Below are 16,722 nucleotides of genomic sequence, written 5' to 3' on the forward strand. Positions count from 1 at the left end.
CGCACGGGGCGCGAGAGGCGGAGAATCACGCGGCTGCCGGCGGCTCGGGTGCGTTCCGCGCCGGCCGCCGGACGTTATCGAATCGTGAGCGCATGACGGGCGGTTCCGCTCGGCGACGCCACGGCAGCGGGGATGCGGGAAGATGGAAGGACACCCCTCGGCCCACAGGGAGATCACTCGATGCCCACACCCCTCGGCGCGCCCGTGCGCGCGGACTTCCCGTACTTCCAGGCGCACCCGCACTCGGTGTACCTCGATACGGGTGCGACGTCGCAGCGGCCGGCGGCCGTGCTCGACGCGGAGACCGACTTCGTGCGCAGCGACTACGCCGCCGTGCATCGCGGATCCAGCATGGCCACGGGCGAGGCGACGTGGGCGTTCGAGAACGCGCGTGAGCAGGTGGCGGGCTTCGTCGGCGCGGGCGAGCGCGAGATCGTGTGGGCGCAGAACGCGACCGACGCGCTGAACATGATCGCCCTGGGCATGGCGGACGCGTCGGCGGGTCTCGGCGACGACCGCTTCGCGCTCCGCGCGGGAGACGAGATCGTCGTGACCGAGGCGGAGCACCACGCGAACCTCATCCCGTGGCAGCGCCTCGCCGCGAAGACGGGAGCGACCCTGCGGTGGGTCTCCGTCGACGACCGCGGCCTGTGGACGATCGACGCCCTGCGCGAGGTCGTCTCCCCGCGCACCCGCGTGATCGCCTTCGCGCACGTGTCGAACGTGACGGGGCTGATCGCTCCGGTCGCGGACATCGCCGCGCTCGCCCGGGAGGTCGGCGCGCTCACGGTCCTCGATGCCTGCCAGTCGGTTCCGCATATGCCGGTCGACCTCGGCGGCCTCGGCGTGGACTTCGCCGTCTTCTCATCGCACAAGATGCTCGGCCCGACGGGCATCGGGGCGCTCTACGGGCGGGCGGAGCTGCTCGACGCACTGCCGCCCGCCCGCACGGGCGGATCCATGATCACGGTCGTGTCGATGGAGCAGGCCGACTTCCTGCCGGCCCCGCACCGCTTCGAGGCGGGCACGCAGCCCGTGAGCCAGGCGGTCGGCTTCGGCGCCGCCGCGGCGTACCTGCAGGGCCTCGGGATGGACGCCGTCTTCCGCCACGAGCACGAGATCGCGGCGGCCCTCGTCGAGGCGATCGAGTCCGTCCCCGGCGTGCGCCTCATCGGCCCCGCGGCGGGGCAGCCCCGCGCGGCCCTCACCAGCTTCCTCGTCGACGGCGTGCACGCGCACGACGTCGGCCAGCTCCTCGACGACAGGGGGATCACCGTGAGAACAGGACACCACTGCGCGCAGCCGCTGCACCGCGCGCTCGGGACCGCCTCGTCGACGCGCGCGAGCGCCGGCGTGTACTCGACCCTCGACGACGTCGAGGCGCTGCGGGTCGCGCTCGGCGACGTGCGCGGCTTCTTCGGAGTCGACCGATGAGCGGGCTCGAGGCGATGTACCAGGAGCTGATCCTCGACCACGCGAAGACGCCGGAGGGCAAGGGCGACCCCTCGGGGCACCCGTTCACGCACCACGAGCTCAATCCGTCGTGCGGCGACGAGATCACGCTCGGCATCACCGTCGAGGAGGGGCGCATCGCGGGCCTCGACTGGGACGGCCAGGGCTGCAGCATCTCGATGTCGTCCGCGTCGATCATGAGCGAGCTGCTCACGGGAGCGAGCCGAACGGACGCCCTCGCGCGCATCGAGGAGTTCCGCGAGATGATGCGCTCGCGCGGCAAGGTCGAGCCGAGCGAGGCCCTCGGTGACGCCGCGGCGTTCCAGAACACCGCCAAGTACGTCATGCGCGTGAAGTGCGCGATGCTCGCGTGGGTCGCCCTCGAGGCCGACCTCAAGGCCTCCCTCGCGGCCTGACGCGCCTCAGCGGTCCGCGGGCGTGCGCGCCATGATCTCCTGCGCCACGCTCGCGACGAGCGCGCCTTCCCGGGTGAAGATGCGACCCGTGTTCATGCCGCGACCGCCCTGCGAGGTGGGGGAGTCGGCGACGTAGAGCAGCCATTCGTCGACGCGCGCGAAGCGGTGCCACCAGATCGCGTGGTCGAGGCTCGCCGAGCGCAGGCCCGGTGTGCGCCATGCGACGCCGTTCGCCCGGAGAGTCGGCTCCTGGATCGTGAAGTCGCTCATGTAGGCGAGGATCGCGCGGTGCAGCGCCGGGTCGTCGCCCAGGCGCTCGCGGATCCGGATCCACGTCGCCTGCTGCGGCGAGGGATCGGGGACGTCGAGGAAGATCGCGCCGTCGACGTGGCGCGCCTCGATCGGGTTCGCGCGCAGGAGCCGCGCGGCGTCGCCCAGCTCCTGCTCCGCCGACGGCACGTCCTCGGGCGCGGGGGCGTCGGGCATCGCGACCTGGTGCTGCATCCCCGGATCGTCGTCCTGGAACGAGATGATGCCGCTGAAGATCGGCACCCCGCCCTGATACGCCTGCACGCGCCGCCGCGAGAACGAGCGGCCGTCGTGGATCCGCTCGACGGCGAAGGTCGTCGGCAGCGTGACGTCCCCGGGGCGGAGGAAGTAGCCGTGGAGCGAGTGCGGGGAGCGATCGCCCGCGACCGTCCGCGTCGCCGCCGTGACGCACTGGGCGACGACCTGGCCGCCGAACACGCGGCCCGTCGGCATCGGATGCGAGCGGCCGACGAAGATGTCCTCGTGTGTGCGGGCGCCCGTCTCGTCGAGTTCGAGCACCCCCATGAGCATGCCGATCGGGTCGATCGGGTATTCGATGCCGCTCATGGCGCTCCTCTTCACGGTGACGGTCCCGGCCTGCGGCGACGGCGCCGTCTCGAAACGACACGGAGGCGTCCGCCCAGGCGCGCCTCAATAGTCTAGGGAGCGTGAGCGAACGACTGGTGCTGGCGGATTCCGGATCGGCGCGCGACGCCCTGACCTTCTCGGGCCGCGCCGCGCGCGTCGGCGACGAGGGCGTGCGCGTGCAGGCGCGCGGGGGCGTCCTCGCGATGACGGCGGCCGCGCTCGCGCCTCAGGGCCTGCTCGACCGCACACCGACGGTGCTCGCGATGCGGGTGCTGCGCGCGGATCCGGAGCTCGAATGCGACTTCGTCGTGTCCGCGCTCAGCGAGACCGACGACGCGGCCCAGGTCGGCCTGCCGGATCAGGCGATGGCCCCGGCATGGGCCGGCGTCGCGCCGCCCCGCGCGGGTTGGGAGCGCACGGGCGAGCTCGACGCGGCGACGCTCGCCGCGCGCGCCCAGTGGGGCATCGCCGCCGTGGCGCACCAGGTGCCGACGAACGCCGGTGAGGACGCCGTGCGCGCCGTGCGGGGATCCGTGTGGGGCCAGCCCGACGAGGAGCTGGGCGGCCTGCCGCTCGGGGTCGCGTTCGCGGCCTTCTCGTTCGGGTTCATCGCCGGTGAGGAGCGGGTGCCCGTGTTCACCTCGGGCCGCTGGACGCGCGTATCCCTCGCGCGCGGTCACGTCCTCTCGCGCGGGCCCGCCGTCTCGGGCCTCACCTCGGTGCGCGCGACGGGATCCTGATGAGCTACTTCTCGAACGTGTTGACCATCGCGTGGGCGGCGCGCTCGAGGTAGTCCCACAGCGTCGCCTCGTGCACGGGGGAGAGCTCCGCCTCGTCGACGGCGGTGCGCATGCAGCGCAGCCACCGATCGCGCGCGTCGGGGTTCACGTGGAAGGGCATGTGCCGCATCCGCAGCCGCGGATGCCCGCGCTGCTCGCTGTAGGTCGTCGGCCCGCCCCAGTACTGCTCGAGGAACATCAGCAGCCGCTCGGCCGCCGGGCCGAGATCCTCCTCGGGATACATCGGCTTCAGGACCTCGTCGCGCGCGACCTCACGGTAGAAGACGTCGACGATCCGGCGGAACGTCTCGCGGCCGCCCACCTGCTCATAGAAGGGGGGCGGCCCGCCGGTCGGCTGGATCTCGACCATCACTCGTGCGCGTCCGCCTCGGCGTCGCGCGTCTGGGCGGCGAGCGCGCGCTCGACGCCCGCGAGGTTCTCCGCCACGATGCGGCGCAGGGCCGCGGGCGCGTCCGCGTGCTCGCGCAGCCAGGAGCGCGTCGCGTCGCGCAGCGCCGTATCGGCGAGCGGGGCGGGGTAGAGCAGCTCGATGAGATACGAGGCGATCTGGAAGGTGCGCTGCTCCCAGATCGGCAGGAGCATCTCGAAGTAGCGGGGCACGAAGGCCACGAGATCGTCGCGCGTGGCGGGGTGCACGAAGCCGGCCGAGGCCGAACGGACGACCGTGTTCGGCAGCTCGTCGCTGTCGATCAGCGCCGACCACTCGGTTTCCTTGCTCTCGAATCCGGGCAGGGCGGCGCGGGCCTGAGCGGCGAACTCGCCGCCCTTCGCGGTGTTGTCCGCCGCGAGCGCCTCGTCGATCTCGGAGCGGCCGATGGCGCCGCCCGCGGCGAGAGAGACGAGCAGCTGCCACGAGAGGTCCTGGTCGATCTCGAGGCCCGGCAGCTCCAGCGATCCGTCGCGCAGCTGCCGCACCCGGTCCCAATGCTCCTGGCGCGAGGCCGAGAGGGCGAACGCGGTGGCGAGCTGGAGCTGCATGTCGCCGCCGGGGATCGCGTGCTCGAGGAGGTGCCACAGCCCGTCCGCGACGCGGGCGCGCTGGGCGTCGCGCGTGTCGGGTGCGACATAGGTCTGCGCGGCGAGGCGCACCTGCGCGAGCGTGGTCCGCACCGTCGTCGACTCCGACTCGGATCCGAGGCCCGACAGCACCAGGTCGATGTAGTCGCGCGCCGCCATCTCGCCGTCGCGGGTCATGTCCCACGCGGCGCCCCACACGAGGGAACGCGCGAGGGGATCGGCGATGTCGGCGATGTGCGCGATCGCCGTGCGGAGGCTCTGCGCGTCGAGGCGGATCTTGGCGTAGGCCAGGTCGTGGTCGTTGAGCAGGACCAGCGCGGGCCGACGCCGGCCCGCGAGCTCGGGGATCTCCGTGAGGTCGCCGTCGATGTCGACCTCGACGTGGTGCGTGCGCTCGAGACGCCCGTTCCGGAGATCGAAGAACCCGATCCCCATGCGGTGCGGGCGGATCGTCGGGTAGTCGGCCGGGGCCGTCTGCGTGACGGCGAAGCGGGTGATGACGCCGTCGACGTCATCGTCGATGACGGGCGAGAGCGTGTTGACGCCCGCCGTCTCAAGCCACCGCTTCGTCCACGTTCCGAGGTCGCGGCCGCTCGTGCGCTCGAGCTCGACGAGGAGGTCGTCGAGCGTCGTGTTCTGGTAGGCGTGCTTCCGGAAGTACGCGCCCACGCCGGCGAAGAACTCGTCGATGCCGACATACGCGGCGAGCTGCTTGAGGACGGATCCGCCCTTCGCGTACGTGATGCCGTCGAAGTTGACCTGCACGTCCTCGAGGTCGGCGATCTCGGCGACGACGGGGTGGGTGGACGGCAGCTGATCCTGCTTGTACGCCCAGGTCTTCTCCATCGCGTTGAACGTCGTCCACGCGCCGGTCCACTCGGTGGCCTCTGCGGTGGCGATCGTCGACGCCCACTCGGCGAACGACTCGTTCAGCCAGAGATCGTTCCACCACTTCATGGTGACGAGGTCGCCGAACCACATGTGGGCGAGCTCGTGCAGGATCGTGACGACGCGGCGCTCCTTGACGGCGTCGGTGACCTTGCTGCGGAAGACGTAGGCCTCCGTGAAGGTGACGCAGCCGGCGTTCTCCATGGCGCCCGCGTTGAACTCGGGCACGAACAGCTGGTCGTACTTCGCGAAGGGGTAGGGGACCCCGAACTTCTCCTCGTAGTACGCGAAGCCCTGCTTCGTCTTCTCGAAGATGTAGTCGGCATCGATGTCGTCCCAGAGGCTCCGGCGCGCGAACACGCCGAGGGGGATCGTGCGCCCCTCGCTGTTCACCAGCTCATCCCGGATCTCCTCGTAGGGGCCCGCGACGAGGGCCGTGATGTACGACGAGATGCGCGGCGTCGGCTCGAAGCCCCACGTCGCGGATCCGCCCTCCTCGTGAGGGATGGGCTCGGGCGTGGGCTGGTTCGAGACGACCTTCCACTCCTTGGGGGCCGTCACGGTGAACTGGAACGTCGCCTTGAGATCGGGCTGCTCGAAGACGGCGAATACGCGCCGCGAGTCGGGCACCTCGAACTGCGTGTAGAGGTAGGCCTCGCCGTCGACCGGGTCGACGAAGCGGTGCAGTCCCTCGCCCGAATGCGTGTACTCGCAGTCGGCGTCGACGATCAGCTCGTTGGTCTCCTCGAGCTGGTCGAGCACGATGCGCGCATCGGCGTAGACGTCCGACGGCTCGAGCTCGCGTCCGTTGAGGGTGACCTCGCGCACATCGCGTGCGATGAGGTCGATGAACGTGGTCGCACCGGGCGTCGCGTCGAATCGCACCACGCTGCGCGAACCGAACACCTCCTCGCCCTTGGTGAGGTCGAGGGCGATCTCGTAGCTGCGGGTGGCGACGACTCCCGCGCGCTCTTCCGCTTCGACGCGAGTGAGGTTCTCTCCAGGCACTGTGGCTGCTCCCATGAGTTCGTCCGGGGGATCCGCCCACGCGCGGTTGGCGGCGCAGGCAACTGGTACAGCCTACGTTGCTCGGCTTCGACCTGGATGAGCGCTGAGCCTCGCGCCGCGGATTCGGTGCGAAAATGGATCCGTGACAGTCGACGCGACGCGCTCGCCAGAGCAGACAGACCTGACCGTTCTCTACGCCTCGCCCGCGGCCGCCACCGGCGCGCCGTTCGTCGAGACCCCGACGGCCTACGATGCGGTCCTGCTGGCGAGCTTCGGCGGCCCCGAGGGGCAGGACGATGTGATCCCGTTCCTCCGGAACGTCACGCGCGGCCGCGGGATCCCCGACGAGCGCCTCGAGGAGGTCGCGACCCATTACCGCCACTTCGGCGGTGTGAGCCCGATCAACGCGCAGAACCGCGAGCTGCTGGCGGCCCTGCGTGACGAGATCGCCCGCCGCGGCCTCGACCTGCCCGTCTACTGGGGCAACCGCAACTGGGCCCCGATGCTCGACACGGCCGTCTCCGAGGCCTACGCGGATGGGCACCGCACCGTGCTCGCGCTCGCGACGAGCGCCTACAGCTCGTACTCGAGCGACAGGCAGTACCGCGAGGACATCGCGCGCGTCCTCGGATCCGGCGACGGCGGGACCGGGCTGGGCGACGGCGACGACCCCATGACGATCGACAAGGTGCGGCTCTTCTTCGACCACCCAGGCTTCGTCGAGCCCTTCTACGAGGGCATCCGCGACGCCGTGACGGCATGGCTCGACGAGGGCCGACCCGCCCGCGAGATCCGCCTCCTCTTCTCGACCCACTCCGTCCCGACGGCCGACGCGGAGCGCTCCGGCCCGCGCGATGTCGACTTCGGTGAGGGCGGTGCCTACGCCGCGCAGCACCGCGCCGTCGCGGCACACCTCGTCGCGCGGCTGCACGACGAGGTCCCCGGGGCCGCCGACGTGGACTGGACTCTCGTATACCAGTCGCGATCGGGCCCGCCTTCGCAACCGTGGCTCGAACCCGACGTGAACGACGTGATCGCCGGCCTCCCCGGCGAGGGCATCACGGCCGTCGCCGTCGTGCCGCTCGGCTTCGTGAGCGACCACATGGAGGTCATGTGGGATCTCGACAACGAGGCGAAGGAGTCGGCGGAGGAAGCGGGCCTCGCGTTCGCGCGCACCCGCACCCCCGGATCCCACCCCGCGTACGTGGCGGGTCTCGTCGATCTCATCGAGGAGCGGATCCACGGCACGCCGGCCGCCGAGCGCCCGCACGTGACCGCCCTCGGGCCGTGGTTCGATGTGAGCCGCGCCGGCAGCGACGAGAACGTGCGCCTCGGCTTCCGCCCGGCCGCCGCGGGCATCGCGCCCTGAGCGGATACGGCAGAATCGACACCATGCGCATCCATATCGCGACGGATCACGCCGGCCTCGAGTTCTCCACGCAGCTGCAGGAGCACCTGATCGAGCAGGGGCACGCGGTCGTCGACCACGGACCGGATCACTACGACGCCCTCGACGACTACCCGGCGTTCTGCATCCGCGCGGCCCAGGCGGTCGTCGACGATCAGCGCGCGGGCGTCGAGGCGCTCGGCGTCGTGTTCGGCGGATCCGGCAACGGCGAGCAGATCGCCGCCAACAAGGTCGAGGGCATCCGCGCCGCGCTCGTGTGGAACCTCGACGTGGCCGAGCTCGCCCGTGAGCACAACGACGCCAACGTCATCTCGATCGGGGCGCGCCAGCACACGGTCGAGGAGGTGTTCGACTTCGTCGACCGCTTCGTCGCGACCCCGTTCCCCGGCGACGAGCGTCACGCACGTCGCATCGCGCAGGTCGGGGCCTACGAACGGGACGGCGCGTTGGTCGACGGCCCCGCTCCTCGTGAGCGGAACTGATGCCCGAGGGGCATTCGGTCCACCGCATCGCCCGCCAGTTCGACCGCAACTTCACGGGGCGGCCCGTGGCCGTATCCAGCCCGCAGGGGCGCTTCGCAGACGGCGCGGCGCTCGTCGACGGGCGCGAGATGTCGCGGGCGATGGCGGTCGGCAAGCAGATGTTCCTCGAATTCGACGGCGACCTCTGGCTGCGCGTGCACCTCGGGCTCTACGGTGCGTGGGACTTCGCGGGCGAGATCCTCGTGGATCCGACGATCGCATCGGCGAACGGCCGCATGGGCCAGACGAACCAGCGCGGGACCGACCTCGGTGTTCCGATCCTCGACGATGCCGGCGAGAACTCCCTCGCCTCGATCGGTGCGCCGCGGAGGACGCGCGGGCACGTGCGCATGTCGGAGCAGACCAAGGGCGTCGACGACGGCGCGGAGCTCGAGTGGCCGCCGCCCGTGGTCGGTCAGGTGCGCGCGCGGCTCATGACCGATGTGACGTGCGCCGACCTCCGCGGCCCGACGGCGTGCGCGGTCGAGACCCCCGAGCAGATCGACGCCGTCATCGACCGGCTGGGGCCGGATCCGCTCGTCGGCGACCCGCGCGAGAACGAGGAGCGCTTCGTCGACGCGGTCAGGCGCCGCGGCGTCGCGATCGGCCAGCTGCTCATGGATCAGGCCGTCGTCAGCGGCATCGGCAATGTCTACCGAGCTGAGATCCTGTTCCGCGCGCGACTCGATCCGCACACCCCGGGCAGGGCCGTCCCCGAGGAGGTCGTGCGCGGTCTCTGGCGGGACTGGGCAGCGCTGCTGCGGATCGGTGTCGAGACCGGCCAGATGATGACGATGGACGGTCTCACGGGCGACGCCTGGCGTCGCGCGATGGCGAGCCGCGACGACCGCCACTGGGTCTACCACCGGACAGGCCTGCCGTGCCGCCGCTGCGGAGCCGAGATCGCGCTCGAGGAGATGCAGGCGCGCAAGCTGTACTGGTGCCCCGGCTGCCAGACGTGACGAGGCGGGGAGACATGCACATCGGAGAGAACGTCGACGTCATCGCGAACGCGCGCATCGCGGGGGAGGGGCGCGAGCTCCTCGCGCACCCGCTCGCCGCGCGCGACGGGCTGTTCGACCTGTGGATGATGCGCGGCCGCATCGCGGACATCGCGCCGGCTCGAGCGATCCGCGCCCGCGGTGCCGTCCTCGACGCGGAGGGCGCGTGGGTCGTCCCTGGGCTGTGGGATCACCACGCACACGTCCTGCAGTGGGCGCTCGCATCGACGAGGCCGTCTGTCGAGCACGCCGGCTCGGCCGAGGAGGCGTCGGCGCGCGCCGCGGAGATCGCGCCCCAGCCCGACGGGCGCCGCGTGCTGTCGCGGCTGGCCTGGGCGCTCTGGACGGAGGAGCCGACGCGCGCGGTGCTCGACGCCGTCACAGGGCATGTGCCGACCTACCTGCTGGGCGTCGACGTGCACTCCGTGTGGATGAACGAGGCGGCGTTCCGCAGGGAGGGCATCGCCCCGACCGAGAGCGGGCTCGTTCGCGAGGCGATCGCGTTCGAGGTGATCGACCGGCTCGACGACGTCGAGGGATCCGTCGCAGATGCTGCGCACGCGGACGCGGCCCGTCGGGCGGCCGCACGCGGCGTCGTCGGAGTCTGGGACCTCGAGTTCGGCGAGAACCACGCGCCGTGGCGGCGGAGGGCCGACGCGGGCTGGGACGCGCTGCGCGTGTTCTCGAACGTGTATCCGGACGGCCTGGACGCCGTGCTCGCGCAGCGGCTCGAGACCGGCGATCCCCTGTCGCAGAACCCGCTCGTGCGCCTCGGGATGCTGAAGGTGATCGGCGACGGCGCGCTCGCGAGCCGCACCGCCGCGACCTCGCATGACTACGACGGGCACCCGCACCATCGCGGGGCGCTCGCGGTGACGCCGGCGGAGATGGCGGAGCTCGTCGCGCGCGCGGCGGCCGGCGGCATCGCGACGACGATCCACGCGATCGGCGATGCGGCGAACACGGCGGCCCTCGACGCGTTCGCGCGCTGCGCCGTCCCCGGTCGCATCGAGCACGCGCAGCTGCTCGGGGCGACCGACATCCCGAGGTTCGCGAGGCTCGGCATCGACGCGAGCGTGCAGCCCCAGCATCTGGTCGACGACAGGGATCTCGCCGACGGGCTCTGGGCGAGCCAGCCCGCGCGCCCCTATGCGCTGCGCGATCTGCGAGACGCCGGGGCGAACCTCCTGTTCGGGTCCGATGCTCCCGTGTCGCCGCTCGATCCGTGGATCCAGATGTCGGCGGCCGTCTTCCGCACCGACGACGACCGCGATCCGTGGCAGCCGGGCCAGGCGCTCGATGCGCGCACGGCCCTCGCGGCCTCGACCGAAGGCGGGAGCGGGGATCCCGCGGCGATCGAACCGGGCGCGGTCGCCGATCTCGCGATCGTCGGGCACGATCCCCTCGCCGCGACCCGCGATGAGCTCCGCGCGATGCCCGTGAACGCGACGATGATCGCGGGTCGTCTCACCCACGTGGCGTAGCCCGCTCACACACTCGGCCCCGCCGCCCGAGGGGCGACGGGGCCGAGTGCGCTGCGTCAGATCACTCCGCGACGTGCGCGACGAGGAACCAGCGGTCCTTCTCGAGGCCGGCCTTGATGCCGATCGCGATGTCCTGGCTCGTGAGGTCGATCTCGTCGAGGCCGTCGATCGCGGCATCGAGGTCGGCGATGACGGCGTCGATGTCCTTCACGATGCCCGCGATGACCTCGGTCGACTGCGCGAAGCCGGCGGGCGCGCCCGTCGCCGACACCTTCTCGGCGACCTTGTCGATGCGCGCATCGATCGGCAGGCCCAGGGCGACGATGCGCTCGGCGGCCTCATCGGCCCATGCGCCGGCATGGTCGACGAGCGTGTCGAGGAACTCGTGCACGCCGACGAAGTTGGCGCCGCGGACGTGCCAGTGCGCCTGCTTGCCGTTGACCGTGAGGGCCTCGAGCCCGAGGACGATCGGGGAGAGGAACTGCGAGCTCGCGGCGGCGACGGTCGGGTCTGCGGCGGTGGTGGCGATGGTGGTCTTGGTCATGAGGATCCCCTTCTCGTTCGAGGCGGGATGATCTGCTCCCGCGTCGATGTCAACGGTACTCGCCTGACGGCCGCGCGCAAGCAAGGCGAGCCTCGGCTGAATCAGCCCGTGACCTGGGAAAAGAGAGGCTCACCTCAGTGAGGTGCGCCTTACCTGCGAGCGCTGCCACGGCGGGCCGCTTCGGTGCGATTGGCGGCGCCGAGCTTCCGGAGCACAGCGGAGACGTGCACGCTCACCGTCTTCGCGCTGATGAAGAGGCGCTCGCCGATCTCGCGGTTCGTGAGGCCGTCCGATATCAGGTCGAGCACCTGCGACTCGCGCGCCGTGAGCGGGGAGCCGGCGCGGGCGTGCGACGGCGAGAGCCCCGCGTCCGCGGCGAGCGCCTCGGCGCGGCGGGCCAGCACGGTCACGCCGCGGGCGCGCGCGTCGCCGAGCGCCTCCGTGAGCGCCGCGCGGGCGCCGTCGCGGTCGTCGGTCGCGAGGAGCGCCTCGGCGAGCCGCAGCCACGCATAGGGCCGCACGATGACGGGGCGAGCGGGGACATCGGGGCGGGCCACGACGTCACGCCAGGCGGCTGGGTCGTCCATCGCCTCGGCGGCGATCACGGGGATCCAGGCGGCCGCCGATGGCCACCAGGAGAAGCTCTCCACGTGGGAGCGCAGGCGTTCGCGCTCCCGGGGGACGTCGACGAGGCCGTCCCGCCCCGCCAGAGAGATGGCGCGCGACACCGACCAGCTGAACGGGAAGACATACGCGGCATCGATATGGCCGCCGTACCCGACGAACAGCTCCTGCGCCGACGTCCACGCGGCCGCCGCGTCGCCGCGCAGGACGGCGATCTCCGTGCGCACGTGCGCGACCGACAGCCGCGACTGCTGGTCGATCGACATCAGGGAACGGAAGGTCGCCTCACCCTGGGACATCACCGCTGCCGCCGCGTCGGCGCCGTCGGTCCACACGAGCATCGAGGCCTGAGCGCGGATGAGATATGAGCGGAAGGTCGATGGCGGCGACAGCGCGAGGGAGCCGTCGATGAGGTCCTGCGCCTCCTGCCAGCGCCCGAGGGCGATGAGGGGATCGACGGCATTCCCTGCGAGGATCACGCCGGAGGTCCGGTCGATTCCGCGGCGGCGCGCTCCCGACATGCCCTCGCGGGCGATCGCGAGGGCGCGCTCGTGATCACCCGCCCGCTCGGCGAGGTCGGACGCGTTGACCCAGTAGCGGATCATGGCCGCCGAGTGCTCGTCCGCGAGCGAGCGGGCGCGCTCCATGCCGGCGAACGCGTCATCGATCAGCCCGAGCGATCCGCGCACGCGCGCGCCGATGTTGACGACGATGGACTCGAGCAGGGGATCTCCGAGCTCCCGCGCGAGAGCGGCGCCTGCGTCGGCGCGATCCCGCGCCTCCTCGATGTCGCCGATGAGCATGAGCTGTCCGGCGAGAGATGTGACGGCGGAGGCGCGGAGCGCCCGCGTCTGGGCGGTCTCGTCGACGGTGTCGAGGATGTCGAGGCACGCTCGATAGGCCTCGATCCCACCCGCGCGGGCGAGCAGGCCGAAGACGCGGCCGCGCGAGTGCCGCAGGTGGGCTTCGTCCACGGTTCCCGGCGTCACCCGAGCGAGCGCGGTGTCGATCAGCCGCAGCGCGCGGTCGACCTCGCCGGCGTTGCGGAGGTGCGCGGCGGTGCGCCCCGTGAGCTCGTTCCGCGTCATCCCCGCGATCCGGTCGGCGTCGGGCACCGCGTCCCAGAGCGCGAGCGCCCGCTCGCCGTGCTGCGCGGCCGATGCGAAGGCGAACGACGCGCGGGCGGCGCGCATCGCCTGGATCCAGGCGGGGAAGGCGTGCGCCGCCTCGCGGGCGCCCTCCCAGTGCGCGGCGAGGGCGGCCAGGCGCCCCTCGTCTGCCGCATCGCGTGCGATGGTGTCGGCGTACCTGGCGTGGAGCTGCTGCAGCTCGCCCGGCATGACGTCGCCGAGGATCGCCTCGCCCACGAGCGCGTGGCGGAACGCGCAGTCGTCGCCGTCGAGGACGATGAGGCGCTCCCGGGCCGCCTCCCTCAGCGCCTCGTCCGGATCGCCGACGGCGCCGTCGAGGACGCGGATCAGCAGCTCGTGCGGCACGCGGATGCCGCCGACGGCCAGGTGGCGCAGTACGCGCTGCGCGTCGTGGGACAGCCGCTCGTAGCGGACGAGGAGGAGCTCGCGGAGCCCGTCCGACAGGGGAGCGTCGCCGCCGAGGTCCACGACCTCCTCGACGTAGAAGGGGACGCCGTCGCTGCGCTGCACGAAGCGGTCGAGCTCCGAGGGGGACGGCGTGCGGCCGCTGAGGGCGACGGCGAGCAGGCGCACCTGCTCGCGGCCGAGCCGTTCGAGGGTCACCCGCGTCGCGTGCCGGTCCCGCGACAGCTCGCGCAGGAACGCGCGGGCGGGATCCGTCCGGCCCACGTCCTCCGGTCGCGCCGTCATGATGAGGAGGACGCGCGCGGCCGGCGGGACGCGCACGAGGGATCGGATGACGGCGAGGCTCGCGGGGTCGACCCAGTGGAGGTCCTCGATCGCGAGCACGAGCGGGCGGTCGCGCGCGGCGTCCTCGAGCAGCAGCGCGATCGCCTCGTTCACCTGTGCGGCGGTGGAGTCGCCCACATCGCCGTCGGACAGGTGCGGGAACAGCCCCTGCAGGGCGCGGTAACCCGCCCCCGTGATCCGTCGCAGCTCGTCGGGGTCCCGCTCGGTGATCAGGGGGCGCAGCGCGCCGGCGATCGACGCATAGGCGGCGCCGTCGTCGACGCAGCGCCCCTCCGCGACGCGCACATCGGGGCGTCGCTCGGCGAGCTCCGCGAGCAGTCGCGACTTACCGATCCCTGCCTCGCCCTCGATGAGGGCCGCGCGCAGAGGGCCGTCGGCGGCGGCGGCGAGCGCACCATCGAGGGCGGCGAGGGCGTCGTCGCGCCCGACGAGCGGAGCGCGTGCGGGGGTCACGCCGCCATTCTGCCAGCGACGCGCGCGAGCGCGGCACGCAGCCGGGCACGCAGTCGGGCACGCAGCGACGGCCCGCGGCGCGCCGGCGCTGCGAGATCCGTCCGGTCGTGCATCGCACGCTCGTGGATGAGGCGCTCTGCGGCGATGCGGCGCTCGGCGGTGCGCACGTGCTCGTCGTACTGGATGAGGGCGATGGTCGGGTTCGCGTACATGATGACTCCTCGGTGGATGTGATTCCACAGTCCGCTCTGAGGAGGGGCGGGGGCATCGGACGGATTCCCTATCTTCCGTGGCCACGACGATCTGAGGCCCCCGCATTCGGGCACCGGCGTGGGTAGGGTCGGGTCCATGACGGTCTCAGAGCTGGCCACGGTCCGCGGATTCCAGGGCGCCGAGCCCGCCCTGGACGACGGTGTGTACGTCGCCGAAGGGGCGCGGATCATCGGCGACGTCCGCATGGCGGAGTCGTCGAGCGCGTGGTGCAACGCCGTGCTGCGGGGTGATGTGTCGTCCATCACGATCGGCCGCGGCAGCAACCTCCAGGACAATGTGACGGTGCACGTCGACGCGCAGCACCCCACCGTGCTCGGCGAGTTCGTCTCCGTCGGACACGGCGCGGTCGTGCACGGGTGCGAGATCGGCGACGGATCGCTCATCGGCATGGGCAGCGTCGTGCTGTCGGGCGCGCGCATCGGCGCATCCTGTCTCGTCGCCGGGGGAGCCGTCGTGCTCGAGGGCACCGAGATCCCGCCGCGCTCCCTCGTCGCCGGCGTGCCCGCGAAGGTGCGCCGCGCCCTCACCGACGAAGAGATCGCCCGGATCCGCGGCAACGCCGAGCGCTACGTCGGATATTCGAAGGAGCACGCCCGAGAGGCGTGACGCGCCCGGGCGACCGGCCGGTTCCGGAGCACGCCGACGGATCCGATAGACTCTTCCGAGTCGCCTCCCGAGGCGGCCGCGGGGATGTAGCTCAATGGTAGAGCCCCAGTCTTCCAAACTGGTCACGCGAGTTCGATTCTCGTCATCCCCTCCACTGAAGAAAAACGCTGGTCAGTGCTGGTTTTCGTCCGCCTCAATGGCATTCGCTCCGTCGGCCGTGATGGTGTTTCGTGCCAGCCGCGTGCCATTAGGGCTGTCGAAAGTGGCCCCTGCGAGGGCATCCATACGGTGTGCGAGCTGGTCGGCGCGTTCGGCCGCGACGTGCTGATAGATCATCGACGCCGCCGCGGTGCGGTGTCCTGCGCGCGCCATCAGCTCGCGTGTCGTAGCTCCCGACTGTGCGGCGAGTGTGAGGCCAGCATGGCGCACGTCGTGCACGTGGAACTGGGGTGCCCCGACCTTCTTCGCTGCCTTGCGCCACGCGTTCTGAAGTGATCCGCGCGTGAACGGGTTCCCGTTGCGTCCGACGAACATCGGCGACTTGGGGAATCGTCCCGCACCCGCAGGCTGTGCGTCGTCGTCATGGAATCTCGTCGGGGCGGCGAGGTGGTCGCGAAGGATCGCCGCGGTGCTCGGCGGGAGCGTGATCGTGCGACTCTCTCCTGTCTTTGTCGGAGTGATCTTCACGGCACCGCCGACGGTCACGGCCTGGCGTTCGACACGGAGCGTTCCATGCTCGGCGTCGAAGTCGCCACGCTGCAGCGCGAGAAGCTCGCCGAGACGAAGGTGCGCGCCGAACTTGACGCGCAACGGCGCGTGATACCAAGCGGGCATCGCGTCGACTATCCTCGCGAGCGTCTCGGGGGAGAGGTAGGGACGTTCCTCCGCCTTGGCGACGCCAGCGCCGACGATCCGACACGGGTTCTCCGCGATCATGCGATCCTCGACGGCTGTCGCGAGGATGCCGCGCAGGAGTGCGTACGCCTGGCGCAGGCGAGCACTGCCGGGGGCGCGTTTGCTCGTGCTGCGCTGTGCCGTCTCGCGCCCATGCTTGGCGTGCCAGGCGCGCACCTCACGAGGTGTGATGGCGGATACGGGCATTCCGTGAAAGTGCGCCAGGTCTCGCGCGAGAAGGTCCTCGTACAACTCCTTCGTGCGCTCGGCGAGGTGGCCGCGTCTGCCGCCGTTGTCGATCCATCCGCGGGCGAACACGTCGAAGTGCTCGGCGCCGTCGCGGTGGTCACGGTAGACACCTCGGAGACGGTCAGCGCGCACCTCGGCGAGGTGGTCGAGCGCTTCCGCCTTCGTGGCGAATGTGCCCGGTGCGGTCATCGGCTTGCCGCGCGGGTCGGGATAGCGGGCCTGGTATCGGCCTGACGGGAGCTTGCGGACGGATCCGAAGTCGAGTCGGTTCTGTTTGCGAGCCATG

At 71.7% G+C, this 16,722-nt stretch carries 15 protein-coding genes and 1 tRNA gene; 9 read left to right on the top strand and 7 right to left on the bottom strand.

The window, feature by feature from the left end; genetic code table 11:
- Positions 1-180: 180 nt before the first annotated feature.
- Both GB932_RS05220 and sufU read left to right on the top strand, forming a co-directional pair.
- A complete protein-coding gene (locus GB932_RS05220) occupies positions 181-1,434 on the top strand; it encodes a SufS family cysteine desulfurase (RefSeq protein WP_156759626.1) in 1,254 nt (417 codons plus the stop codon).
- On the top strand, positions 1,431-1,868 hold the full coding sequence (sufU, locus tag GB932_RS05225) for a Fe-S cluster assembly sulfur transfer protein SufU (RefSeq protein ID WP_156759627.1): 438 nt from the start codon (positions 1,431-1,433) through the stop codon (positions 1,866-1,868). Before GB932_RS05220 ends, sufU begins: the two co-directional genes overlap by 4 nt.
- 6 nt (positions 1,869-1,874) lie before the next feature.
- On the opposite strand, the gene GB932_RS05230 is transcribed toward sufU, so the two are convergent.
- Positions 1,875-2,744 (bottom strand): acyl-CoA thioesterase, encoded by an 870-nt coding sequence (locus GB932_RS05230; RefSeq protein ID WP_156759628.1) that lies wholly within the window; start codon positions 2,742-2,744, stop codon positions 1,875-1,877.
- 101 nt (positions 2,745-2,845) lie between these two features.
- Between GB932_RS05230 and GB932_RS05235 the strand changes: the two genes are divergently transcribed.
- A complete protein-coding gene (locus GB932_RS05235) occupies positions 2,846-3,505 on the top strand; it encodes a DUF8185 domain-containing protein (protein ID WP_156759629.1) in 660 nt (219 codons plus the stop codon).
- A gap of 4 nt (positions 3,506-3,509) precedes the next feature.
- Here GB932_RS05235 and GB932_RS05240 read toward each other — a convergent pair whose 3' ends face one another.
- Both GB932_RS05240 and pepN read right to left on the bottom strand, forming a co-directional pair.
- Complete coding sequence (locus GB932_RS05240) at positions 3,510-3,914, bottom strand: globin (RefSeq protein WP_156759630.1); 405 nt, start codon at positions 3,912-3,914, stop codon at positions 3,510-3,512.
- On the bottom strand, positions 3,914-6,478 hold the full coding sequence (gene pepN / locus GB932_RS05245) for an aminopeptidase N (protein WP_156759802.1): 2,565 nt from the start codon (positions 6,476-6,478) through the stop codon (positions 3,914-3,916). Before pepN ends, GB932_RS05240 begins: the two co-directional genes overlap by 1 nt.
- 142 nt (positions 6,479-6,620) lie before the next feature.
- Between pepN and GB932_RS05250 the strand changes: the two genes are divergently transcribed.
- The 4 genes from GB932_RS05250 to GB932_RS05265 are packed head-to-tail and all read left to right on the top strand — an operon-like array spanning position 6,621 to position 10,892.
- Positions 6,621-7,847 carry a ferrochelatase gene (locus GB932_RS05250; RefSeq protein WP_197517309.1) on the top strand — a complete coding sequence of 409 codons (1,227 nt, stop codon included), beginning with the start codon at positions 6,621-6,623 and terminating at the stop codon, positions 7,845-7,847.
- A gap of 23 nt (positions 7,848-7,870) precedes the next feature.
- A complete protein-coding gene (locus GB932_RS05255; protein WP_156759632.1) occupies positions 7,871-8,368 on the top strand; it encodes a ribose-5-phosphate isomerase in 498 nt (165 codons plus the stop codon).
- Positions 8,368-9,369, top strand: coding sequence for an Fpg/Nei family DNA glycosylase (locus GB932_RS05260; RefSeq protein WP_156759633.1), 1,002 nt, complete (start codon positions 8,368-8,370; stop codon positions 9,367-9,369). Before GB932_RS05255 ends, GB932_RS05260 begins: the two co-directional genes overlap by 1 nt.
- 14 nt (positions 9,370-9,383) lie before the next feature.
- Positions 9,384-10,892, top strand: coding sequence for an amidohydrolase (locus tag GB932_RS05265; protein ID WP_156759634.1), 1,509 nt, complete (start codon positions 9,384-9,386; stop codon positions 10,890-10,892).
- 61 nt (positions 10,893-10,953) lie between these two features.
- Here GB932_RS05265 and GB932_RS05270 read toward each other — a convergent pair whose 3' ends face one another.
- The 3 genes from GB932_RS05270 to GB932_RS19175 form a co-directional block, all read right to left on the bottom strand.
- On the bottom strand, positions 10,954-11,436 hold the full coding sequence (locus GB932_RS05270; protein WP_156759635.1) for a Dps family protein: 483 nt from the start codon (positions 11,434-11,436) through the stop codon (positions 10,954-10,956).
- A gap of 149 nt (positions 11,437-11,585) precedes the next feature.
- Entirely contained in the window at positions 11,586-14,414 is a 2,829-nt protein-coding gene (locus GB932_RS05275; RefSeq protein WP_197517310.1) for an ATP-binding protein, read from the bottom strand.
- The gene (locus GB932_RS19175; RefSeq protein ID WP_197517311.1) at positions 14,411-14,626 is read right to left on the bottom strand and encodes a hypothetical protein; all 216 of its coding nucleotides are present in this window, start codon (positions 14,624-14,626) and stop codon (positions 14,411-14,413) included. Before GB932_RS19175 ends, GB932_RS05275 begins: the two co-directional genes overlap by 4 nt.
- A gap of 136 nt (positions 14,627-14,762) precedes the next feature.
- Between GB932_RS19175 and GB932_RS05280 the strand changes: the two genes are divergently transcribed.
- Positions 14,763-15,293, top strand: a complete 531-nt coding sequence (locus GB932_RS05280; RefSeq protein ID WP_156759637.1) for a gamma carbonic anhydrase family protein — start codon at positions 14,763-14,765, stop codon at positions 15,291-15,293.
- A gap of 80 nt (positions 15,294-15,373) precedes the next feature.
- Positions 15,374-15,447: transfer RNA gene (locus GB932_RS05285), tRNA-Gly, on the top strand.
- A gap of 17 nt (positions 15,448-15,464) precedes the next feature.
- On the opposite strand, the gene GB932_RS05290 is transcribed toward GB932_RS05285, so the two are convergent.
- On the bottom strand, positions 15,465-16,721 hold the full coding sequence (locus GB932_RS05290; protein WP_197517312.1) for a tyrosine-type recombinase/integrase: 1,257 nt from the start codon (positions 16,719-16,721) through the stop codon (positions 15,465-15,467).
- Position 16,722: the final 1 nt, after the last annotated feature.

Source organism: Microbacterium karelineae, assembly GCF_009745985.1.
Lineage (GTDB): Bacteria > Actinomycetota > Actinomycetes > Actinomycetales > Microbacteriaceae > Microbacterium > Microbacterium karelineae.